Annotated in this window: 19 protein-coding genes; 18 read left to right on the forward strand and 1 reads right to left on the reverse strand. The window is 72.6% G+C overall.

Going from position 1 to position 23,195, the window contains the following annotated elements:
• Positions 1-4: 4 nt before the first annotated feature.
• The 13 genes from AC07D6_RS03225 to AC07D6_RS03285 all read left to right on the forward strand — a co-directional run bounded on the left by AC07D6_RS03225 (position 5) and on the right by AC07D6_RS03285 (position 14,352).
• Positions 5-1,690: a UDP-N-acetylmuramoyl-L-alanyl-D-glutamate--2,6-diaminopimelate ligase gene (locus AC07D6_RS03225; protein ID WP_315876587.1), complete on the forward strand. Its 1,686-nt coding sequence runs from the start codon at positions 5-7 to the stop codon at positions 1,688-1,690.
• Between the two features lie 4 nt (positions 1,691-1,694).
• Positions 1,695-3,125, forward strand: a complete 1,431-nt coding sequence (locus AC07D6_RS03230) for a UDP-N-acetylmuramoyl-tripeptide--D-alanyl-D-alanine ligase (RefSeq protein ID WP_479041492.1) — start codon at positions 1,695-1,697, stop codon at positions 3,123-3,125.
• On the forward strand, positions 3,122-4,192 hold the full coding sequence (mraY, locus tag AC07D6_RS03235) for a phospho-N-acetylmuramoyl-pentapeptide-transferase (protein WP_315876583.1): 1,071 nt from the start codon (positions 3,122-3,124) through the stop codon (positions 4,190-4,192). The genes AC07D6_RS03230 and mraY overlap by 4 nt, the downstream gene beginning before the upstream one ends.
• Complete coding sequence (gene murD, locus AC07D6_RS03240) at positions 4,174-5,622, forward strand: UDP-N-acetylmuramoyl-L-alanine--D-glutamate ligase (protein WP_479041495.1); 1,449 nt, start codon at positions 4,174-4,176, stop codon at positions 5,620-5,622. The genes mraY and murD overlap by 19 nt, the downstream gene beginning before the upstream one ends.
• A gap of 50 nt (positions 5,623-5,672) precedes the next feature.
• Positions 5,673-7,205, forward strand: coding sequence for a putative lipid II flippase FtsW (gene ftsW / locus AC07D6_RS03245; RefSeq protein WP_479041497.1), 1,533 nt, complete (start codon positions 5,673-5,675; stop codon positions 7,203-7,205).
• A gap of 6 nt (positions 7,206-7,211) precedes the next feature.
• Positions 7,212-8,300 carry an undecaprenyldiphospho-muramoylpentapeptide beta-N-acetylglucosaminyltransferase gene (gene murG / locus AC07D6_RS03250; RefSeq protein ID WP_315876578.1) on the forward strand — a complete coding sequence of 363 codons (1,089 nt, stop codon included), beginning with the start codon at positions 7,212-7,214 and terminating at the stop codon, positions 8,298-8,300.
• Between the two features lie 38 nt (positions 8,301-8,338).
• Entirely contained in the window at positions 8,339-9,151 is an 813-nt protein-coding gene (locus AC07D6_RS03255) for a cell division protein FtsQ/DivIB (protein WP_479041500.1), read from the forward strand.
• 279 nt (positions 9,152-9,430) lie between these two features.
• On the forward strand, positions 9,431-10,654 hold the full coding sequence (gene ftsZ, locus AC07D6_RS03260) for a cell division protein FtsZ (RefSeq protein WP_479041502.1): 1,224 nt from the start codon (positions 9,431-9,433) through the stop codon (positions 10,652-10,654).
• A 21-nt stretch (positions 10,655-10,675) separates the two neighbouring features.
• Positions 10,676-11,410, forward strand: coding sequence for a peptidoglycan editing factor PgeF (gene pgeF, locus AC07D6_RS03265; protein ID WP_479041504.1), 735 nt, complete (start codon positions 10,676-10,678; stop codon positions 11,408-11,410).
• 3 nt (positions 11,411-11,413) lie between these two features.
• Positions 11,414-12,133 carry a YggS family pyridoxal phosphate-dependent enzyme gene (locus tag AC07D6_RS03270; RefSeq protein ID WP_479041506.1) on the forward strand — a complete coding sequence of 240 codons (720 nt, stop codon included), beginning with the start codon at positions 11,414-11,416 and terminating at the stop codon, positions 12,131-12,133.
• A gap of 124 nt (positions 12,134-12,257) precedes the next feature.
• Positions 12,258-12,875, forward strand: coding sequence for a cell division protein SepF (locus AC07D6_RS03275; RefSeq protein ID WP_315876569.1), 618 nt, complete (start codon positions 12,258-12,260; stop codon positions 12,873-12,875).
• Positions 12,876-12,941: 66 nt separating this feature from the next.
• Positions 12,942-13,238 carry a YggT family protein gene (locus AC07D6_RS03280; protein WP_315876567.1) on the forward strand — a complete coding sequence of 99 codons (297 nt, stop codon included), beginning with the start codon at positions 12,942-12,944 and terminating at the stop codon, positions 13,236-13,238.
• A gap of 49 nt (positions 13,239-13,287) precedes the next feature.
• Complete coding sequence (locus AC07D6_RS03285; RefSeq protein ID WP_315876565.1) at positions 13,288-14,352, forward strand: DivIVA domain-containing protein; 1,065 nt, start codon at positions 13,288-13,290, stop codon at positions 14,350-14,352.
• A gap of 190 nt (positions 14,353-14,542) precedes the next feature.
• Here the strand turns inward: AC07D6_RS03285 and ileS are convergent, their stop codons facing one another.
• Positions 14,543-17,698 (reverse strand): isoleucine--tRNA ligase, encoded by a 3,156-nt coding sequence (gene ileS / locus AC07D6_RS03290; RefSeq protein ID WP_479041509.1) that lies wholly within the window; start codon positions 17,696-17,698, stop codon positions 14,543-14,545.
• A 1,157-nt stretch (positions 17,699-18,855) separates the two neighbouring features.
• On the opposite strand from ileS, the gene AC07D6_RS03295 reads away from it, so the two are divergent.
• From AC07D6_RS03295 to AC07D6_RS03315, 5 genes are all read left to right on the forward strand, one after another.
• Positions 18,856-19,335 (forward strand): TraR/DksA family transcriptional regulator, encoded by a 480-nt coding sequence (locus tag AC07D6_RS03295; protein WP_315876562.1) that lies wholly within the window; start codon positions 18,856-18,858, stop codon positions 19,333-19,335.
• Positions 19,336-19,392: 57 nt separating this feature from the next.
• A complete protein-coding gene (gene lspA, locus AC07D6_RS03300; protein ID WP_315876560.1) occupies positions 19,393-19,953 on the forward strand; it encodes a signal peptidase II in 561 nt (186 codons plus the stop codon).
• A gap of 63 nt (positions 19,954-20,016) precedes the next feature.
• Complete coding sequence (locus AC07D6_RS03305; RefSeq protein WP_315876558.1) at positions 20,017-20,958, forward strand: RluA family pseudouridine synthase; 942 nt, start codon at positions 20,017-20,019, stop codon at positions 20,956-20,958.
• The gene (locus AC07D6_RS03310) at positions 20,955-21,422 is read left to right on the forward strand and encodes a GNAT family N-acetyltransferase (protein WP_479041513.1); all 468 of its coding nucleotides are present in this window, start codon (positions 20,955-20,957) and stop codon (positions 21,420-21,422) included. Before AC07D6_RS03305 ends, AC07D6_RS03310 begins: the two co-directional genes overlap by 4 nt.
• A gap of 69 nt (positions 21,423-21,491) precedes the next feature.
• Complete coding sequence (locus AC07D6_RS03315; RefSeq protein ID WP_479041515.1) at positions 21,492-23,078, forward strand: Na+/H+ antiporter; 1,587 nt, start codon at positions 21,492-21,494, stop codon at positions 23,076-23,078.
• The last annotated feature ends 117 nt before the right edge of the window (positions 23,079-23,195 follow it).

Here is a 23,195-nt window from a genome sequence, read left to right on the forward strand (position 1 = left end):
CCCAGTGACAACGATCACGCCCGACCCCGGGAACCGATCCGGCGCCGACCGCGACCCGGCGGCCTCATTTAGCCCGATCACGGGTGCGCCCGGTACGCTCACCGCCGTGCCCCACCCTGATCAGTCCCGAACCACCGACCAGGACGCCCCCGCGAAACAGCCGGGAGCGCCCCGTCCGGTCCAGGTCCGCCCCACGCCCCTCGGCGAACTGGCCGCCCGGCTGGGCGCCCCCGCTCCGCACGAGCCGCACCGGCCGTTCGAGGGGCAGGTCACCGGCATCACCCACGATTCCCGGGCCGTACGCCCCGGGGACGTGTACGCCGCGCTGCCGGGCGCCCGGCTGCACGGGGCCGACTTCGCCGCCCAGGCGGCCGGCCTCGGCGCCGTCGCGATCCTCACCGACCCGGCGGGAGCCGACCGCGCCGCCGCGGCCGGCCTGCCCGTCCTGGTGGTCGACGACCCGCGCGGCCGGATGGGCGAACTCGCCGCCGATATCTACGGCCGCCCCGGCGACGACCTCCTGCGGATCGGCATCACCGGAACGTCCGGCAAGACCACCACGGCGTACCTCGTCGAAGGCGGCCTCAGGGCCGCCGGACGCAGGTCCGGGCTGATCGGGACCGTCGAGACGCGCATCGGCGACGAGCGCGTCAAGTCCGAGCGGACCACCCCCGAGGCCACCGACCTCCAGGCCCTGTTCGCCGTCATGCGGGAGCGCGGCGTGGAGGCCGTCGCCATGGAGGTGTCCAGCCACGCCCTCGTGCTCGGTCGGGTCGACGGCTGCGTCTTCGACGTCGCCGTCTTCAACAACCTCAGCCCGGAGCACATGGAGTTCCACTCCGGCATGGAGGACTACTTCCAGGCCAAGGCGCAGCTGTTCACGCCGCGCCGCTCCCGCCAGGGGGTCGTCAACTACGACGACGCCTACGGCAGGAGGCTGGTGACCGAGGCGACCGTGCCCGTCGTCACCTTCTCCGCCGACGGCGACCCGGACGCCGACTGGCGCGCCGAGGACGTCCGCAGCGGCCCCCTCGGCAGCACCTTCACCATCGTCGGCCCCAAGGACGAGCGGATCAGCGCCGAAGCGCCGCTGCCCGGCCCGTTCAACGTCGCCAACACCCTCGCCGCCGTCGTCGCCCTCGCCGTCGCCGGGATCGACCCGCAGACGGCCGCCGACGGCGTCGCCGCCGTGTCGGGCGTCCCCGGCCGGCTGGAGCGCGTCGACGCCGGCCAGCCGTACCTCGCCGTCGTCGACTACGCCCACAAGACCGACGCCGTCGAGTCCGTGCTGCGCTCCCTGCGCAAGGTCACCGAGGGCAGGCTGCACATCGTCCTCGGCTGCGGCGGCGACCGCGACGTCACCAAGCGCGGCCCCATGGGCGCCGCCGCGGCGCGCTTCGCCGACACCGCCGTGCTGACCTCCGACAACCCGCGCTCCGAGGATCCCCTCGCGATCCTCTCCGCCATGCTCGCCGGCGCCGCCCAGGTGCCCGCCCACGAGCGGGGCACCGTCCTCGTCGACGCCGACCGGGCCTCCGCCATCGCCACCGCCGTGGCCCGCGCGCGGCCGGGCGACACCGTGCTGGTCGCGGGCAAGGGCCACGAGCAGGGCCAGGACATCGCAGGCGTGGTACGGCCCTTCGACGACCGCCAGGTTTTGCGGGAAGCCATCCAGAACAGTCAGGGATGAAGAAGTGATCGCCCTCTCCCTCACCGAGATCGCCGAAATCGTCGGCGGGCAGACGTACGACATACCGGATCCGGCGGCACGTGTCACCGGCTCCGTGGTCTACGACTCCCGCCAGGTCGAGCCCGGCAGTCTCTTCGCCGCGTTCGCCGGTGAGAACGTCGACGGGCACGACTACGCCGAAGGCGCCGTCGCGGCCGGAGCGGTGGCCGTCCTGGCCACCCGTCCCGTCGGCGTCCCCGCCGTCGTCGTGCCCGACGTGACCGCCGCCCTCGGCGCGCTCGCCCGTACCGTCGTCGAGCGGCTCGGGACCACCGTCGTCGCCCTGACGGGCTCGGCCGGCAAGACCAGCACCAAGGACCTCATCGCGCAGCTCCTCCAGCGCCAGGGGCCCACGGTCTGGCCTGCCGGCAACCTCAACAACGAGATCGGCCTCCCGGTCACCGCCCTGCGGGCCACCGAGGAGACCCGGCACCTCGTCCTGGAGATGGGCGCCCGCGGTGTCGGCCACATCCGGTACCTCACCGAGCTGACCCCGCCCCGCGTCGGCCTCGTCCTCAACGTGGGCTCCGCCCACATCGGCGAGTTCGGCGGACGCGAGCGGATCGCCCAGGCGAAGGGCGAACTCGTCGAGGCCCTCCCGCCCGCCGAGGAGGGCGGCGTGGCCGTCCTCAACGCCGACGACCCGCTCGTGAAGGCCATGGCGTCCCGCACCGCGGCGCGCGTGGTCTTCTTCGGCGAGTCCGAGGAAGCGTCCGTACGCGCCGAAAATGTCCGTCTCACAGAGAACGGACGGCCCTCTTTCCGCCTTCACACACCCACCGGGTGCAGCGACGTGACCATGCGCCTGTACGGTGAGCACCACGTGTCGAACGCGCTCGCCGCGGCCGCCGTCGCCCATGAGCTGGGCATGCCCGTGCACGAGATCGCCGCCGCGCTCTCCGAGGCGGGCTCCCTCTCCCGCTGGCGCATGGAGGTCACCGAGCGTCCGGACGGTGTGACGATCGTCAACGACGCCTACAACGCGAACCCCGAGTCCATGCGGGCCGCCCTGCGCGCGCTGGCAGCCATGGGCGAGGCCGCACGGGCCAAGGGGGGGCGCACGTGGGCGGTGCTCGGCCTCATGGCCGAGCTCGGCGACGAGGCGCTCGCCGAGCACGACGCGGTCGGACGGCTCGCCGTCCGGCTCAATGTCGGCAAGCTCGTCGCAGTCGGGGGCAGGGAAGCGTCCTGGCTGCAACTGGGCGCATATAACGAGGGTTCGTGGGGTGAGGAGTCGGTGCACGTGTCCGACGCGCAGGCGGCGATCGACCTGTTGCGCAGTGAACTGCGTCCGGGTGACGTCGTGCTGGTGAAGGCTTCCAGGTCGGTCGGGCTCGAGCGGGTCGCCCAGGCACTGCTCGAGAACACCACCGAGGGCGAGGTCGCCGGCCGATGAGGCAGATCCTCTTCGCGGGAGCCATCGGGCTCTTCCTGACACTGATCGGCACGCCGCTGCTGATCAAGCTCCTGGCCCGCAAGGGATACGGGCAGTTCATCCGGGACGACGGCCCGCGCACGCACGGCAGCAAGAAGGGCACGCCCACCATGGGCGGCATCTCCTTCATCCTGGCCACGATCATCGCGTACGCCCTGGCCAAGGTCATCACCGGCGAGGACCCGACGTACTCGGGCCTCCTGGTGCTGTTCCTCATGGCCGGCATGGGCCTGGTCGGCTTCCTCGACGACTACATCAAGATCGTCAAGCAGCGGTCGCTCGGCCTGCGGGCCAAGGCCAAGATGGCGGGCCAGCTGATCGTCGGCATCGCCTTCGCCGTGCTCGCGCTGCAGTTCTCCGACAAGCGCGGACTGGCCCCGGCCTCCACCAAGCTGTCGTTCATCACCGACTTCGGCTGGACCATCGGCCCGGTGCTGTTCGTGGTCTGGGCGCTGTTCATGATCCTGGCGATGTCGAACGGCGTGAACCTGACGGACGGCCTGGACGGCCTCGCCACCGGCGCGTCGGTGATGGTCTTCGGCGCGTACACGTTCATCGGGCTCTGGCAGTTCCAGGAGTCCTGCGCCAACGCCGAGACGCTCACCAACCCGAACGCCTGCTTCGAGGTGCGCGACCCGCTCGACCTCGCCGTCGTGGCCTCCGCGCTGATGGGCGCCTGCTTCGGCTTCCTGTGGTGGAACACCTCACCCGCGAAGATCTTCATGGGCGACACCGGATCGCTCGCCCTCGGCGGCGCCCTCGCCGGCCTCGCCATCTGCTCCCGCACGGAGCTGCTGCTGGCGATCCTCGGCGGCCTCTTCGTCCTGATCACCCTCTCCGTGATCATCCAGGTCGGCTCCTTCCGGCTGACCGGCAAGCGCGTCTTCCGCATGGCGCCCCTCCAGCACCACTTCGAACTCAAGGGGTGGTCGGAAGTCCTCGTCGTGGTCCGCTTCTGGATCATCCAGGGCATGTGCGTCATCGTGGGTCTGGGCCTCTTCTACGCGGGATGGGCAGCCGACAAGTGAGCACCGACACAGCGGACTGGCAGGGCAGGAAGGTCACCGTCGCCGGCCTGGGCGTGAGCGGCGTGCCCGCCGCCCGCGTCCTGCGCGGCCTGGGCGCGCGCGTCACCGTCGTCAACGACGGCGCCGACGAGCGCGCCCGCGCCCAGGCGACCGAGCTGGAGGCCGAGGGGATCACCGTCCGCCTCGGGGACGGCGACACGCTCCCCGAGGGCACCGAGCTGATCGTCACCGCCCCCGGCTGGCGGCCCGACAAGCCGCTGTTCGCCGCCGCCGGGGCGGCCGGCGTCCCCGTCTGGGGCGACGTCGAGCTGGCCTGGCAGCTCCGCGGCCTCGGCGGCCGGAAGCCCGCCCCCTGGCTCGCGGTCACCGGCACCAACGGCAAGACGACGACGGTCCGCATGCTCGCCTCCATCCTGGAGGCGGCCGGGCTGCGGACCGCCGCCGTCGGCAACATCGGCGTCTCCCTCCTCGACGCCGTCCTCGGCGACGAGGAGTACGACGTCCTCGCCGTCGAGCTCTCCAGCTACCAGCTCCACTGGGCACCCAGCGTGCGCGCCCACTCCGCGGCCGTGCTCAACCTGGCCCCGGACCACCTCGACTGGCACGGCTCCATGGAGGCGTACGCCGCCGACAAGGGCCGGATCTACGAGGGCAACACCGTCGCCTGCGTCTACAACGCCGCCGACAAGGCCACCGAGGACCTGGTCCGCGAGGCCGACGTGGAGGAGGGCTGCCGCGCGATCGGCTTCACCCTCGGCACGCCCGGCCCGTCCCAGCTCGGCCTCGTCGACGACATCCTCGTGGACCGCGCGTTCGTCCCGAACCGCCAGAAGCAGGCGCAGGAGCTGGCGCAGGTCTCCGACGTGAACCCGCCCGCCCCCCACAACATCGCCAACGCGCTCGCCGCGGCGGCCCTCGCCCGCGCCTTCGGCGTGGAGCCGGCGGCCGTCCGCGAGGGACTGCGCGCCTTCCGCCCCGACGCCCACCGCATCGCGTACGTCGCGGAGGTCGAGGGGGTCGCGTACGTCGACGACTCCAAGGCCACCAACACGCACGCCGCGGAGGCGTCGCTCGCCTCCTACGACCCGGTCGTCTGGATCGCCGGCGGCCTCGCCAAGGGCGCCACGTTCGACGAGCTCGTCGCGAAGTCGGCGGAGCGGCTGCGCGGCGTCGTCCTCATCGGCGCCGACCGCGCCCTGATCCGCGAAGCCCTCGCGCGACACGCCCCGCAGGTGCCGGTGGTCGACCTCGACCGGACAGACACTGGGGCGATGGCGGCGGCGGTCCGGGAGGCGGCGCGGCTCGCCCGGCCGGGGGACACGGTGCTCCTCGCCCCGGCCTGCGCCTCGATGGACATGTTCGTCAACTACAACAAGCGGGGTGAGGCGTTCGCGGACGCCGTCCGCGCACTCGCCGCCGGGGACGCCTGACCAGCCGACAGGTCCGGCGGCGCCGGACACGACTGGAGGGGACAGCGACCATGCCGGCCGACGACACCGCAGCCCCGGCGCCCGCACCCGTGCGGGCCCGGGCAGCCGCCGACGCCCTGGCCGTACGGCTCGCGGCCACGGGCCGGCGCCTCGCGGACCTGGTCCCGGGCGCCGTACCGCGCCCGCAGGCCGCCGCCGGGGCGTGGGCGCCCGGGCCGCCCCCCGCACCCGGATTCGCCCCGCGCACCCGTACGACGGGCCCCCGCAAGGCCGCCGTACCGCGCGGGAGGGCCGGCACGCGGTCGCGGGGCGCGCCCCGGCCGCCTCGCGGGGCGGGGGTGCGGGGCCTGTACGAGCGGGCGCGCCGCGCCTGGGATCGCCCGCTCACGGCGTACTACGTGATCCTCGGCGCCAGCATGCTGATCACGGTGCTCGGCCTCGTCATGGTCTACTCGGCGTCGATCATCAAGGCGCTGGAGCTGTCCCTGCCGGCCACGTACTTCTTCCGCAAGCAGTTCGTCGCCGCCGCCATCGGCACCGCCCTGCTCCTGCTCGCCTCCCGCATGCCGGTCAGGCTGCACCGCGCCCTGGCCTACCCGCTGCTCGTGGCCACGGTCTTCCTGATGGTCCTGGTCCAGGTCCCGGGGATAGGGCACGCGGTCAACGGCAACCAGAACTGGCTGTACCTCGGCGGCCCCTTCCAGCTCCAGCCCAGCGAGTTCGGCAAGCTGGCGCTGATCCTGTGGGGCGCGGACCTGCTCGCCAGGAAGCAGGACAAGCGGCTGCTCACGCAGTGGAAGCACCTGCTCGTGCCGCTCGTGCCCGGCGCGCTCCTGCTGCTCGGGCTGATCATGCTGGGCGGCGACATGGGGACGGCGATCATCCTCACGGCCATCCTCTTCGGCCTGCTGTGGCTGACCGGCGCGCCCACGCGGCTGTTCGCCGGCGTCCTGGGCGTCGCCGCCGTCATCGGCGTGGTGCTGGTCAGGGGCAACGACAACCGCATGGCGCGGGTCGCCTGCCTCGGGGCCACGGACCCCGGCCCGGGGGACGCCTGCTGGCAGGCCGTCCATGGCATCTATGCCCTGGCGTCCGGCGGATGGTTCGGTTCCGGGTTGGGGGCGAGTGTGGAAAAATGGGGCCAACTCCCCGAACCGCACACCGACTTCATCTTCGCCATCACCGGGGAGGAACTGGGGCTGGCGGGGACGCTGTCGGTGCTCGCCCTGTTCGCGGCTCTAGGCTATGCGGGTATTCGCGTGGCCGGACGCACGGAGGACCCCTTCGTGAGGTACGCCGCGGGAGGTGTGACCACCTGGATCACGGCTCAGGCCGTGGTCAACATCGGTGCGGTGCTCGGCCTGCTGCCGATCGCCGGTGTCCCCCTCCCGCTGTTCTCCTACGGGGGATCCGCCCTGCTGCCGACCATGTTCGCCGTCGGGTTGCTGATCGCCTTCGCGCGAGACGAGCCCGCCGCGAAAGCGGCCCTGGCCGGCCGCGAGCCCCGTTTCGGCGGCCGGGCCGGGGTGAGTTGGATGTCGATGCGACGGCGCGTCAAGAAGCGTCCGTCCGGAGAGCGGTGAATTTCGGTGCATGTCGTACTCGCCGGCGGGGGGACCGCCGGCCACATCGAGCCCGCGCTCGCCCTCGCGGATGCCCTGCGCAGGCAGGACCCGACCGTGGGGATCACGGCCCTCGGCACGGAGCGGGGCCTGGAGACCCGGCTCGTGCCCGAGCGGGGTTACGAGCTGGCGCTCATCCCCGCCGTACCGCTGCCGCGCAAGCCCACCCCCGAGCTGATCACCGTTCCCGGGCGGCTGCGCGGCACGATCAAGGCCGCCGAGCAGATCCTGGAGCGCACCAAGGCGGACTGCGTCGTCGGCTTCGGCGGCTACGTGGCGCTGCCCGGGTACCTGGCCGCCAAGCGGCTCGGTGTGCCCATCGTCGTCCACGAGGCCAACGCCCGGCCCGGCCTGGCCAACAAGATCGGCTCCCGGTACGCCTCCGCGGTCGCCGTCGCCACGCCCGACAGCAAGCTGCGGAACGCCCGGTACATCGGCATCCCGCTGCGCCACTCCATCGCGACCCTCGACCGCGCCCGGGTGCGCCCCGAGGCGCGCGCGGCGTTCGGCCTCGACCCCAACCTGCCCACGCTGCTGGTTTCCGGCGGTTCGCAGGGCGCCCGCCGCCTCAACGAGGTGGTCCAGCGGGCCGCCCCGGTGCTCCAGCGGTCCGGCATCCAGATCCTGCACGCGGTCGGCCCGAAGAACGAGGTGCCACACGTCGACAACATGCCCGGTATGCCGCCCTATGTCCCGGTATCGTATGTGGACCGGATGGACCTCGCGTACGCCGCGGCCGACATGATGCTCTGCCGCGCGGGCGCGATGACCGTCGCCGAACTCTCCGCCGTCGGGCTGCCCGCCGCCTACGTCCCGCTGCCCATCGGCAACGGCGAGCAGCGGCTCAACGCCCAGCCGGTGGTCAAGGCCGGCGGCGGCCTGCTGGTCGACGACGCCGAGCTGACCCCCGAGTGGGTCCAGGGCAACGTCCTGCCCGTGCTCGCCGATCCGCACCGGCTGTACGAGATGTCCCGCGCCGCCGCCGAGTTCGGCCGCCGGGACGCCGACCAGTTGCTCGTCGGCATGGTCCACGAGGCGATCGCGGCACGCCGGTAGGGGCGCGCCCCGGCTCAGGGAAGGGCAGGGCAGGGAGCATGGCCGGACCGACGGCCGCCGAGCGCGGCGCCAAGGGGGCCGCGGGCGCGCCGCCGGGCCGGTCCTCCACGGGCCCCGGTCCGGAGCCCGGCGGGGGCGCGCGCCGTTTCCGGGTGCGCCCCCGCGTCCTGCTCCCCGCCCTCGCCGCCCTCGCGTTCACCGGCGGGGCGGTCTGGCTGCTCTACGGCTCCCCGTGGCTGCGGGTCGACCACGTCTCCGTTTCCGGCACGCGCGTCCTCCCGCCGGAGCAGGTCCGTTCCGCGGCGGCCGTCCCCGGCGGCTCGCCGCTCGTCTCCGTCGACACGGAAGCCATCGAGGAGCGGCTGCGCCGCGCCCTGCCGCGGATCGACTCGGTCGAGGCCGTCCGCTCGTGGCCGAACGGGATCGGTCTCGAAGTGACCGAACGCCGACCCGTCCTCCTGGTTCAACAGGGCGGAAAACACATCGAAGTGGACGCGAAGGGCATCCGTTACGCCACGGTCGACACCGCGCCCGCCGGGGTCCCCCTCCTCCACCTGCCCGCCGGGCGGTCGCCCAGTCTGCGCCGCTTCGGCGCGGACCGGCTGACCCGCGAGGCAGTGGGCGTGGTGACCGGGCTCCCGGAGCGGATCGGTCGCGACCTCCGGTCCGTCCGCGTCCGCTCGTACGACTCCCTCACGTTGGAGCTGGCGGACGGCCGCACGGTGTTCTGGGGGAGCGGAGAGGAGCGCGAGGCGAAGGCGCGCGCGCTCCTCGCGCTGATGAAAGCGGTACCCAAAGCGGGGCACTTCGACGTGAGCGCCCCGAGCGCCCCTGCGGCGTCGCGGAGTTGACGCACATACGTGCTGGCCAGCACCCTGGTTGGTCAGCGCTATGGGTGATCACATAGGGTGAAAAGAAAAACGGGAGGTTCGGCGTGTTCGTTGAACGTGCGCCGCTTGCCGACTTAGTGTCCTGTTCGGAAGAGTGCAGGGAGCAGGCACACTAGTAACCCTAAACTTCAACGTTAGGGTTTGGGTCGGCGGTTCGGACCGTCCCTTCGGCATCCGCCGTCGCGGCGCGCCACGCAGCGCGAAGCGGCGGCACGTAACTCGAGGCGAGAGGCCTTCGACGTGGCAGCACCGCAGAACTACCTCGCAGTCATCAAGGTCATCGGTGTCGGCGGCGGTGGTGTCAATGCCATCAACCGAATGATCGAGGTCGGTCTCAAGGGCGTCGAGTTCATCGCCATCAACACGGACGCACAAGCCCTGTTGATGAGCGACGCCGACGTCAAGCTGGACGTCGGCCGCGAACTCACCCGCGGCCTCGGGGCCGGGGCCAACCCGGCAGTCGGCCGCAAGGCGGCAGAGGACCACCGCGAGGAGATCGAGGAGGTCCTCAAGGGGGCCGACATGGTCTTCGTCACCGCCGGCGAGGGCGGCGGCACCGGAACCGGCGGCGCACCCGTCGTCGCGAACATCGCGCGCTCCCTCGGCGCGCTCACCATCGGTGTGGTCACCCGCCCCTTCACCTTCGAGGGCCGGCGCCGCGCGAACCAGGCGGAGGACGGCATCGCCGAGCTCCGCGAAGAGGTCGACACCCTCATCGTCATCCCCAACGACCGGCTGCTGTCCATCTCGGACCGCCAGGTCAGCGTGCTCGACGCGTTCAAGTCCGCCGACCAGGTGCTGCTCTCGGGCGTCCAGGGCATCACGGACCTCATCACGACCCCGGGCCTGATCAACCTCGACTTCGCCGACGTCAAGTCGGTCATGTCGGAGGCCGGTTCGGCGCTCATGGGCATCGGCTCCGCCCGCGGCGACGACCGCGCCGTGGCCGCCGCCGAGATGGCGATCTCCTCGCCGCTCCTGGAGGCGTCCATCGACGGCGCCCGGGGCGTGCTGCTCTCCATCTCCGGCGGCTCCGACCTCGGCCTGTTCGAGATCAACGAGGCCGCCCAACTGGTCAGCGAAGCCGCCCACCCCGAAGCCAACATCATCTTCGGTGCCGTCATCGACGACGCCCTGGGCGACGAGGTGCGGGTCACGGTCATCGCGGCCGGCTTCGACGGCGGCCAGCCGCCCGCCCGGCGCGACAACGTGCTCGGCGCCTCGGCGGTCAAGCGCGAGGAGCCGGCCGCGCCGGCGCCCCGCGTCTCCGACCCCGTCCGCTCCGCGAGCGGCGGCCTCGGCACGGTCCCGGTCCGCGAGGAGCCCCCGGCCCCTCCGGTCGAGCCCGCCCCGGCCCCGGTCGAGACCCCGCTCTCGACCGTCACGCCGCCGTCGATCCCGACGACGCGCCCGTACCCGGACAGCCAGGCCGAAGAGCTGGACGTCCCGGACTTCCTGAAGTGACGGCCACGAAGTGACCCTGACGTGATAGAGCGGTACGACACCGAGGACGGCGCGCACTTCGCCTTCACCGACCGGTGGGGCGGGGTGAGCGCCGTTCCGTACGAGGAGCTCAACCTCGGCGGCGCCGTGGGCGACGACCCCGCCGCCGTACGGCGGAACCGGAAGATCGCGGCCGTCGGGCTGGGCGTCGACCCCGGGCTGGTCGTCTGGATGCACCAGGTGCACGGCCGGGCCGTCCACGTGGTCGACGGGCCCTGGCCGGCCCGGGCGGAGGTGCCGGAGGGTGACGGCGTCGTCACCGCCCGGCGGGGCCTCCCGCTCGCGGTCCTGACCGCGGACTGCGTCCCCGTCCTCCTCGCCGACCCGGTCGCGGGGGTCGCGGCCGCGGCCCACGCGGGGCGCCCCGGCATGGTCGCCGGGGTCGTCCCGGCAACGGTCGAGGCCATGGTCGGCCTCGGGGCGGAACCGTCCAGGATCGTCGCCAGGACCGGCCCCGCCGTCTGCGGACGCTGCTACGAGGTCCCGGCGGCCCTGCGGGACGAGGTCGCCGCCGTCGAGCCGGCCGCCCGGGCCGAGACCTCCTGGGGAACCCCGGCCGTCGACGTGGTCGCCGGGGTCCACGCCCAGCTGGAGCGGATGGGGATCCGGGACAGGCGGGCCTCCGAGGTCTGCACCCGCGAGTCGGGCGACCACTTCTCGTACCGCCGCGACCGCACGACAGGGCGACTCGCGGGATATGTCTGGTTGGACGGATAGGACATGACGGACCGCAGGACCGAACTCGCCGAGAACCTCGCACGGGTGGAGGAGCGCATCGCCGCGGCCTGCGCGGCGGCCAGGCGCGCACGCGAGGACGTGACCCTGATCGTGGTCACCAAGACCTACCCCGCGAGCGACGTCCGCCTCCTCCACGAACTCGGCGTCCGCCACGTCGCGGAGAACCGGGACCAGGACGCGGCCCCCAAGGCCGCCGCGTGCGCGGATCTCGATCTGACGTGGCACTTCGTCGGTCAGCTCCAGACCAACAAGGTGCGATCGGTGGCCGGTTATGCCCAGGTTGTGCAGTCGATCGACCGGTTGAAGCTGGTTTCCGCACTGTCGGCGGCGGCCGTGCGGGCCGGGCGGGAGCTGGACTGCCTGATCCAGGTCGCGCTCGACGCCGAGGCGGGCGAGCGGGGGGCGCGCGGAGGCGTCGCCCCCGGAGGCGTCGAGGAACTGGCGGCCGCGGTCGACGGCGCGCCCGGGCTCCGGCTCGGCGGGCTGATGACGGTGGCGCCGCTGGTCGGGCCGTACGCGGGGCGGCAACGCGCGGCCTTCGACCGGCTGATGGAATGCTCGTCGCGTCTGCGCGCGTCCCGCCCCGCTGCGACCATGGTCTCGGCGGGGATGAGCGCCGACCTCGAGGACGCGGTGGCGGCGGGGGCGACACATGTACGCATCGGTACGGCGGTACTCGGAGACCGACCCCGGCTCGGGTAACGTCGCGAAGCAAGTCGGACCACAGTAGAAAATATGGTCATTTCCGCCGAATGGCGGACAGGCCCAGTGGATCGCGGGCGCGACCCGACGTTGCCGATCCACCACAGAGCGGAGGAATCGGAGAATGGCCGGCGCGATGCGCAAGATGGCGGTCTACCTCGGCCTCGTGGAGGACGATGGGTACGACGGCCGGGGGTTCGACCCCGATGACGATTTCGAACCCGAACTCGAGCCGGAGCCCGAGCGTGACCGGCGCCACCACCAGCCCCCCCGTCAGGTGGAGCGCGAAGAGCCGGTCCGTGCGCCGGTAGTGCAACCCCCAGTGCAACGCGAGCCCGTTCCGCTTCCCGCTGAAAGCGGGCGACCCGCCCGAATCGCCCCCGTGGCGTCCATCACACCTGAACGCCCGAGCCTGGAGAAGAGCGCACCGGTGATCATGCCCAAGGTCGTGTCCGAGCGGGAGCCCTACCGCATCACCACGCTGCACCCGCGGACCTACAACGAGGCCCGTACCATCGGGGAACACTTCCGCGAGGGCACGCCCGTGATCATGAACCTCACGGAGATGGATGACACGGACGCGAAGCGACTTGTCGACTTTGCCGCCGGTCTCGTCTTCGGGCTGCATGGCAGCATTGAGCGAGTGACGCAGAAGGTGTTCCTGTTGTCGCCTGCTAACGTCGATGTCACGGCGGAGGACAAGGCCCGCATCGCAGAGGGCGGATTCTTCAACCAGAGCTGAGACACGACACCGGGAACGGCCCGGCCGCAAGGCCGGTACAGAGAGCCAGGGGAGAGGGAACGCGGGATGGGTATCGCACTACAGGTGATCTACATCGCGCTGATGTGCTTCCTGATCCTGCTGATCTTCCGGCTGGTCATGCAGTACGTCTTCCAGTTCGCCCGTTCATGGGAACCCGGCAAGGCGATGGTGGTCGTCCTGGAGGCCACCTACACTGTCACCGATCCACCACTGAAGCTTCTGCAGCGGTTCATCCCGCCGCTGCGTCTCGGGGGCGTGGCACTCGACCTGTCCTTCTTCGTTCTGATGATCATCGTCTACATCCTGCTCAACATCGTGGGTAGCTTCGCGATGAGGGTGTGAGCGATACGGTCCTGCCGACTGCCGACGACTACGTAGAGGTGAAGAAGAGATGCCGCTGACCCCCGAGGACGTGCGGAACAAGCAGTTCACGACCGTCCGTCTCCGAGAGGGCTACGACGAGGACGAGGTCGATGCCTTTCTCGACGAGGTCGAGGCCGAGCTGACCCGCCTGCTCCGGGAGAACGAGGACCTGCGCGCGAAGCTGGCCGCCGCGACGCGCGCCGCCGCGCAGAACCAGCAGCAGGCGATGCGCAAACCGCCGGAGCAGCAGGAGCGCCCGGTCGGTCCCGGCGGTCCGGTGCCCGCCGCCATATCCGGTCCGCCGGTCCAGCAGCAGCCCCCGCAGATGGGTCCGCCCCAACTGCCCGGTGGTGCCCCTCAGCTGCCGGCCGGTCCCAGCCACGGCGGACCGCAGGGTCCGCACGGCCCCGGACCCATGCAGGGCGGCCCCATGGGCGGCCCGATGGGTGGACCCATGGGTGGTCACGGCCCGGGGATGCCCCAGCAGGGGCCCGGCGGCGACAGCGCTGCGCGCGTTCTGTCGCTGGCCCAGCAGACTGCCGACCAGGCGATCGCGGAGGCCCGCTCCGAGGCCAACAAGATCGTCGGTGAGGCCCGGTCGCGCGCCGAGGGCCTGGAGCGGGACGCCCGCGCCAAGGCCGACGCGCTGGAGCGGGACGCGCAGGAGAAGCACCGCGTCGCGATGGGCTCCCTGGAGTCCGCCCGCGCCACGCTGGAGCGCAAGGTCGAGGACCTGCGCGGCTTCGAGCGCGAGTACCGCACGCGGCTGAAGTCGTACCTGGAGAGCCAGCTGCGCCAGTTGGAGAGCCAGGGCGACGAGTCGCTGGCCCCGCCGCGCACGCCGTCCGCGGCTCCGTCGCTGCCGCCGTCCCCGTCGATGGCGTCGGCCGGCGCGAGCGGCCCGTCGTACGGTGGCAACCAGTCGATGGGCGGCTCCCCGACGATGGGCGGCGCCCCGTCGTACGGCAGCCAGCAGCAGATGTCGCCGGCGATGACGCAGCCGATGGCACCGGTGCGGCCGCAGGCCCCGCAGCCGATGCAGCAGGCCCCGTCGCCGATGCGCGGCTTCCTCATCGACGAGGACGACAACTAGGAGCCGAACGGCAGTCGGCCCGTACCCGGGGGCCCAGGACACCCGTCCTGGACCCCCGGGCCTTTTCGTCTCCGGAGCGGCTTCCGCGGCCACCGCCGTCAGGGGTGCCGGCGCGGTCGCCGCGGGGGACGGGAGAGCCCCGGCCGCGCGGGCCGGGGCTCTCTCCTTCCGGGGCCGTCGCCCCCTCGTGTCACGCCTTGCGGAGGCGGAAGACGAGGGACAGCGCCTCGTCCGCGAACGGCTCGCCGAAGGTCCCGTCGCCCTCACCCCGGGCGAAGTCCGTGGCCAGGACCTCCTCCGCGATGAGCCCCGCGTGCTCCTCCAGGGCGGACGCGACCTCCGCGTCCGTCGACGACCAGCGCAGCGCGATCCGGTCCGCGACGTCCAGGCCGCTGTTCTTCCGCGCCTCCTGGATCAGCCGGATCGCGTCCCGCGCCAGCCCCGCCAGCCGCAGCTCCGGGGTGATCTCCAGGTCCAGCGCGACCGTCGCGCCCGCGTCGGAGGCCACCGACCAGCCCTCGCGGGGGGTCTCGGTGATGATGACCTCCTCGGGCGTGAGCGTGATCGTCTCGCCGTTGACGTCCAGCGTCGCCCCGCCCTCCCGCAGCGCCAGCGACAGCGCCGCCGCGTCCGCGGCCGCGATCGCCTTGGCCACGTCCTGGACGCCCTTGCCGAACCGCTTGCCCAGCGCCCGGAAGTTGGCCTTGGCCGTCGTGTCGACCAGCGACCCGCCCACCTCGGACAGGGACGCCAGCGACGAGACGTTCAGCTCCTCGGTGATCTGGGCGTGCAGCTCTGGCGTCAGCGAGTCGAAGCCGGCCGCGGCGACCAGCGCCCGGGACAGCGGCTGCCGGGTCTTCACGCCGGACTCCGCGCGCGTGGCGCGGCCCAGCTCGACCAGCCGCCGGACGAGCGCCATCTGCTGCGACAGCACCGGGTCGACCGCCGAGGGGTCCGCCTCGGGCCACGTCGACAGGTGCACCGACTCCGGGGCGTCCGGCGTCACCGGCACCACCAGGTCCTGCCAGACCCGCTCGGTGATGAACGGGGTCAGCGGCGCCATCAGGCGCGTGACGGTCTCCACGACCTCGTGGAGGGTGCGCAGCGCGCCCTTGTCGCCCTGCCAGAACCGGCGCCGCGACCGGCGCACGTACCAGTTCGACAGGTCGTCGACGAACGCGGAGAGCAGCTTGCCGGCGCGCTGCGTGTCGTACGCCTCCAGCGCCTGCGTCACCTGGTCGGTCAGCGCGTGCAGCTCGCTCAGCAGCCAGCGGTCCAGGACCGTGCGCTCGGCCGGGGCCGGGTCGGCGTCGGACGGGGCCCAGCCCGCCGTGCGCGCGTACAGGGCCTGGAACGCGACCGTGTTCCAGTACGTGAGGAGCGTCTTGCGGACGACCTCCTGGATCGTGCCGTGGCCGACCCGGCGGGCCGCCCACGGGGAGCCGCCGGCCGCCATGAACCAGCGGACCGCGTCCGCGCCGTGCTGGTCCATCAGCGGGATCGGCTGGAGGATGTTGCCGAGGTGCTTGGACATCTTCCGGCCGTCCTCGGCCAGGATGTGGCCCAGGCACACGACGTTCTCGTACGACGACTTGTCGAAGACGAGCGTGCCGACCGCCATCAGCGTGTAGAACCAGCCGCGGGTCTGGTCGATGGCCTCCGAGATGAACTGCGCCGGGTAGCGCTTCTCGAACAGCTCCTTGTTGCGGTACGGGTAGCCCCACTGCGCGAACGGCATCGACCCCGAGTCGTACCAGGCGTCGATGACCTCGGGCACGCGGGTCGCGGTGAGCGCGCACCCCTCGTGGGTGCAGCCGAACGTGACGTCGTCGATGTACGGGCGGTGCGGGTCCAGCTCCGACTGGTCGGTGCCGGTCAGCTCGGTCAGCTCCGCGCGCGAGCCGACGCACGTGAGGTGGCCCTCCTCGCAGCGCCAGATCGGCAGCGGCGTGCCCCAGTAGCGGTTGCGGGAGAGCGCCCAGTCGATGTTGTTGTTCAGCCAGTCGCCGAAGCGGCCGTGCTTGACGGAGTCGGGGAACCAGTTGGTCGCCTCGTTCTCCTCCAGGAGCCGGTCCTTGACCGCCGTGGTGCGGATGTACCAGGACGGCTGCGCGTAGTACAGCAGCGCCGTGTGGCAGCGCCAGCAGTGCGGGTAGCTGTGCTCGTACGCGATGTGCTTGAACAGCAGGCCGCGCGCGTCCAGGTCGGCGGTCAGCGCCTCGTCGGCCTTCTTGAAGAACACGCCGCCGACGAGCCCGAGGGACTCCTCGAACGTGCCGTCGGGGCGGACCGGGTTCACCACGGGCATGCCGTACGAGCGGCACACCTTGAGGTCGTCCTCACCGAACGCCGGCGCCTGGTGGACCAGACCCGTACCGTCCTCGGTGGTGACGTACTCGGCGTTCACCACGTAGTGCGCCGCCGGGCCGCCGTCGGTCGCGGCCGGGAACTCGACCAGGTCGAACGGGCGCCGGTACGTCCAGCGCTCCATCTCCGCGCCCGTGAAGGTCCGGCCCGTGGCCTCCCAGCCCTCGCCCAGGGCCTTCTCCAGCAGCGCCTCGGCGACGACCAGCTTCTCCCGGCCGTCCGTGGCCACCACGTACGTCACGTCGGGGTGCGCGGCGACCGCCGTGTTCGACACGAGCGTCCACGGGGTCGTCGTCCACACCACCAGGGACGCCTCGCCCGCGAGGGGGCCGGACGTCAGCGGGAAGCGGACGTAGACGGACGGGTCGACGACCGTCTCGTAGCCCTGCGCCAGCTCGTGGTCCGACAGGCCCGTGCCGCAGCGGGGGCACCAGGGGGCGACGCGGTGGTCCTGGACCAGCAGGCCCTTGCCGAAGATCTCCTTCAGCGACCACCACACGGAGTCGATGTACTCGGGGTCCATCGTCCGGTAGGCGTCGTCCAGGTCGACCCAGTAGCCCATGCGGGTCGTCAGCTCGGCGAACGCGTCGGTGTGCCGGGTGACGGACTCGCGGCACTTGGCGTTGAACTCGGCGATGCCGTACGCCTCGATGTCCTTCTTGCCGGAGAAGCCCAGCTCCTTCTCGACGGCGAGCTCCACGGGCAGGCCGTGGCAGTCCCAGCCGGCCTTGCGGGCGACGTGGTAGCCGCGCATGGTCCGGAAGCGGGGGAACACGTCCTTGAAGACGCGGGCCTCGATGTGGTGGGCGCCCGGCATGCCGTTGGCCGTGGGCGGGCCCTCGTAGAACACCCACTCCGGGCGCCCCTCGGACTGCTCCAGGCTCTTGGCGAAAACCTTGCTCTCGCGCCAGAAATCGAGCACGGCGTGCTCGAGCGCGGGCAGGTCGACCTGGGCGGGTACCTGGCGGTACTGCGACATCGAATCCTCCGGCGGACAGGTTCGTCTTTCCGTCGGAGGGACGAGAGCGCCTGCTCCCGCGGTACCACCCTCCTTGGCGCCGGGCACGCGGGCCCGGCAGCCCCCTCATTCGGGTCGCGAAGCCGGTTCTACTGACCTTGCGCCCGTGGGCGGGCCCACGGTCCAAGGCGTTCTTCCGGCGGCTCCGGGGCGATGCTTCACGTCGGGCTCGCCCCCGGGCTCTCACCGTCCCCGGGTCGCTCATGGCTGCGTACGACGCTACTGGTCCCCATCCACGCCTTTCGCTGCGCCCAGTGTACGGGCCCGCACGGACACCGGCCGACACGGTTTTCCGGAGCGGGCGGCGGGAGGGCGGCCGCGACCCGCACGGGCGCACCGGTGCGGGCGGCTCGCCGGACGGGGGCGTGCGGCCGATTACCGGCCGGCGGGCCGGGCACAAGGGCTGCGGGCTCGCCTGGTCGGGTACCGGGTCTCCGGTGCGGGCGGCGTGCCCCGTTGCCGCGGGGCCGAAGTCGATTTATCGTCCCAGCACGATTCGCGAGCAAGATCACAATATGTGAAGGGGCCGCGGCATGGTGGCGAAGAAGACCGCTGTCCAGGGGACGGCGCCCGCGCGGTCCGCCCCGGGCGGGCCCGAGGGCGGCGGGAAGGCCACGACGTCCGCGGCCGGGGCTCCGCCGTCCGGGGGAGCGGCCGCCCGGAAGCGGGCGGCGGGGAAGGCTCCGGGGGAGGAGGCGGCTGCCGAGGGGCCGCCACCGGGGAAGACCCCTGCCGGGAAGGCCGCCGCCCGGGCGGAGCCGGCGCCCCGGAAGACCGCGTCGGGGAGGACGCCCGCCCGGAAGACGGCCGCGGAGGGGGCGCCGGCCGGGAAGGTGCCGGCGGTGGACGAGGCACCCGCCAAGAAGACCGGGGTCAAGAAGGCCGGGGCCAAGAAGGCCGTGGCCGGGAAGGGCGGGACCAAGAAGGCCGAGGTCGGGAGGGCCGCGGCCGGGAAGGCGGCCGTTTCCGGGGCGGTCGGCGGGGCCGCGCGCGGTCGGGAAGCGGACGCGGGGGTGTCCGGAGGCGCTGTGGTGGGTAAAGCGGCTGGGGCCGCTCGTACGGGTGGGAAGAGGGCCGCCGGGGGTGCGGCCGACGCCGAACAGACAGGAGCCAGGACGGTGGCAGCGAAGAAGACTGCGGACGTGACCACGGCGGCCGGCGTGGCCATGCCCACGGCCCGCGGGGTCGCGGAGGCGACGCCCGGGGAGCTCGCCGTACGGCCGGGCGAGGAACCGTGGACGCCGGAGGAGGTCGCGGAGGCCCGCGCCGAGCTGGAGGGCGAGGTCCGCCGCCTGCGGGAGGAGCTCGCCGTGTCCGAGGCGGCCCTGTCCGGGCTGATGCGGGACTCCGGCGAGGGCGCCGGCCACGACGAGGCCGACACGGGCACCAAGAACATCACGCGCGAGCACGAGATGGCCCTCGCGGCGAACGCCCGCGCGACCCTGGAGCAGACCCAGCACGCGCTCCAGCGGCTCGACGCCGGTACGTACGGGCTGTGCGAGGTTTGCGGCAAGCCCATCGGCAAGGCCCGCATGCAGGCGTTCCCGCGGGCCACGCTGTGCGTGGAGGACAAGCAGAAGCAGGAGCGGCGCGGCTGACCCGTACGGGGGTGCCGTACTCTCGTCACAGTCAGGTACCTAGGTTGAGGGACTCACGTGACAGAGGCGGAGTACGGCATCGGTACGCCGGAGGTTGACGACGAGGCCGGGGCGCCCGCCGAGCGGCCCCGGGGACGGCGCAGGGTCGTGGCGCTCCTCGCCGTGGCCCTCCTCGCCTACCTCCTGGACCTCGGCAGCAAGATGCTCGTCGTGGCGAAGCTGGAGCACCACGATCCGATCGTGGTCATCGAGGGCCTGCTGAAGTTCGAGGCCGTGCGGAACCCGGGCGCGGCCTTCGGCATCGGCGAGGCGTTCACCGTCGTCTTCACGGTGATCGCGGCCGCGGTGATCGTCGTGATCGTACGGCTGGCGCGCAAGCTGTACAGCCTGCCCTGGGCGATCGCGCTGGGGCTGCTGCTGGGCGGCGCGCTCGGCAACCTCACGGACCGGATCTTCCGCGCGCCGGGCGTGTTCGAGGGCGCCGTGGTCGACTTCATCGCGCCCGCGCACTTCGCGGTGTTCAACCTCGCGGACTCGGCGATCGTCTGCGGCGGCTTCCTCATCGTGATCCTCTCCTTCCGGGGTCTGGACCCGGACGGGACCGTCCACAGGGACTGAGCGGTCGCGCGGGTTGTCCACAGGCCAGACCGGTCGCGGCCGCCGACAAGGCATACTCGACGGGTGAGCACGATTCCCGAGATCCGTACGCTGCCCGTTCCCGATGGCCTGGAGGGCGAGCGCGTCGACGCCGCCATCGCCCGCATGTTCGGCTTCTCCCGCACGAAGGCGGCCGAGCTGGCCTCCGCCGGGAAGGTCCTCGTCGACGGCGCCGTCGTCGGCAAGTCCGAGCGGGTCACGGGCGGCGCCTGGCTCGAGGTCGAGATGCCCGGCGCCCCCGCGCCGGTCCAGGTCGTCGCGGAGCCGGTCGAGGGCATGGAGATCGTGCACGACGACGACGACATCGTCGTGATCATGAAGCCGGTCGGCGTCGCCGCCCACCCCAGCCCGGGCTGGACGGGCACGACCGTGATCGGCGGCCTCGCCGCCGCCGGGTACCGGATCTCCACCTCGGGCGCCGCCGAGCGCCAGGGCATCGTGCACCGCCTCGACGTGGGCACGTCCGGCCTGATGGTCGTCGCCAAGTCGGAGCGGGCCTACACGCTGCTGAAGGCGCAGTTCCGCGAGCGGGTCGTCGACAAGCGGTACCACGCGCTCGTGCAGGGCCACCCCGACCCGCTGAGCGGCACGATCGACGCGCCCATCGGCCGCCACCCGAACCACGACTACAAGTGGGCGGTCACCGCCGAGGGCAAGCCGTCCGTCACGCACTACGACCTGATAGAGGCCTACCGGGCCGCGTCCCTGCTGGACATCAAGCTGGAGACGGGGCGGACGCACCAGATCCGCGTCCACATGTCGGCGCACCGCCACCCGTGCGTCGGCGACCTGACGTACGGCGCCGACCCGACGCTCGCCAAGCGGCTCCGCCTCACCCGCCAGTGGCTGCACGCCGTGCGCCTCGGCTTCGAGCACCCGTCGGACGGCCGGTGGGTCGAGTTCGAGAGCGGCTACCCCGCCGACCTCCAGTACGCGCTGGACACCATCGCCGAGGAGAGCGCGTGAACGCCTACGAGATACGGGAGGCGGTGAGCGACGAGGACCGCGAGGCGGCCTTCGCGGTCCGCCGCGAGGTCTTCGTCGTCGAGCAGGGCGTCCCCGAGGAGATCGAGTACGACGCGCACGACGCGACGGCCGTGCACGTCCTGGCCGTCCGCGCCGACGACGGCGTCGCCCTCGGCACGGGCCGGCTCCTGTACGGGCCGGACGCCGCGGACCGCACGGGCGGTGAGGACGGCGTGGGCGCGCTCGGCCGCCTCGCCGTCACCCGCCGCGCCCGCGGCCTCGGCGTGGGCGCGGCGCTCGTACGGGCCGTCGAGGAGGCGGCGCGGGCGCGCGGCCTCAAGGCCGTGGACCTGCACGCGCAGACCCACGCGCTGGGCTTCTACGAGCGGCTGGGGTACGAGGCGTACGGCTCGGAGTTCCCCGACGCGGGAATACCCCACCTGGCGATGCGCCGCACGCTCTGATCCGCACGTGCGCATGGCAGGGTGGAAGCCCTGACCTGGTGTTCGTGAGCGGGCGGAGGGTGTCGCACCGTGGACCAGCTGGCTCTCCTGCTCGTTCTGCTGCTCGGTGCCGTGCTGACCGTTCCGCTCGGTGACCGGCTCGGGCTGCCCGCGCCGGTCCTGATGACGCTCCTCGGGGTCGTCCTGGCGCTGCTGCCGTTCGTGCCGAACGTCGACGTCCCGCCCGAGTTCATCCTGCCGCTCGTCCTGCCGCCGCTGCTGTACGCGTCCGTGCAGCGCACGTCCTGGCGGCAGTTCACGGTGAACCTGCGGCCGATCCTGCTGCTCGCGGTGGCGCTCGTCCTGGTCACGACGGCCGCCGTCGCCGCGGTCGCGCACACGGTCGTTCCCGGGCTGCCGATCGCCGCCGCCGTCGCGCTGGGCGCGCTCGTCGCCCCGCCCGACCCGGTCGCCGCGACCGCCGTCGCCGGGTCGGTGGGCCTGCCGCGCCGCCTCGTCTCCATCCTGGAGGGCGAGGGCCTGTTCAACGACGTGACGGCCATCGTCGTCTACCACGTGGCGGTCGGCGCGGTCGTCGCCGGGGCGTTCTCGTGGACGGACGCCGGCCTGGAGCTGCTGCTGTCCGCCGTCGTCGCCGTCGCCACCGGGCTGGTCCTCGGCAAGGTGGGCGGCCGGATCGCGGGTGCGCTGGACGATCCCATCCTACGGACCGGGATGACCCTGCTGCTGCCGTTCGCGGCGTACGCGCTCGCCGAGGAGCTGCACGGCTCGGGCGTCCTCGCGGTCCTCGTCACGGCCCTCGTCGTGGCGGGGCACACCCTCGACGCGGACGACGTGACGGGCCGGCTCACGGGCCGCACCTTCTGGGAGATCATCGACACCCTGGTCACCGGGGTGGCGTTCGGCCTCGTCGGGCTGGAGCTGAGCACGGTGGTCAGGCTGGCCGAGGGCCGCGAGCTGCGGATGCTCGGCTGGGGCGCGATCGTCGTCGCGACCGTCGTCGGGGTGCGGCTGCTGTGGCTGCTGCCCGCCGCGTGGCTGGCGAAGCGGCTCCACACGCCGGGCTCCTCGGCCGAGGAGATCCCGGTGAGCTGGCGGGAGGCCGTCATCATGTGGTGGTCGGGCATGCGCGGTGTCGCGTCGGTCGCGCTGGCGCTGGCCATCCCGCTCACCACCGACGCGGGGGAGGGGTTCCCGGCCCGCGACGAGATCCTGTTCATCGCTTTCTGCGTGATCATGGTGACGCTGGTCCTCCAGGGCCTCACCCTGCCCTGGCTGGTCGGGCGGCTCGGCGTGCGCGCCGACAGCGACGCGGAGCGGTGGCTGGAGCGCGACCTCGCGCTGCGCGCCACCCTCGCCGCCAAACGGCGCCTGAAGGAGATCCAGCAGGCCGAGGAGCTGCCGGACGACCTGGTGGAGCAGTTGCGGCGGTTGGCGTTCGACATCGGGGCGAGGATCAGCCCCGACGTGGTCGACGAGGAGAGGCGGGCGGCGTACGAGCGGCGGGCGCGGCGCCTGGAGACCGTCCAGCGCGTCCAGCACGACATGCTGTCGGCGGCCCGCCACGAGGTGCTGGCCGCCCGCGCCGAGCCGGGCGCCGACCCGGAGGTCGTCGACCGGGTGCTGCACCAGTTGGACGTCCGCAGCCTCCACTGAAACCGCCCGGGCCGCGCGGCGCCTAGGTCCTGTCTGACAAAGGATCTTGGTTGGGTTCGCGGAGCCAGAGGATGAGTGAGGCGAGGTGGACTCCGGCCTTGTAGCGGGTGGCGAGTT

It is taken from the genome of Streptomyces sp. NPDC045287 (assembly GCF_056432325.1).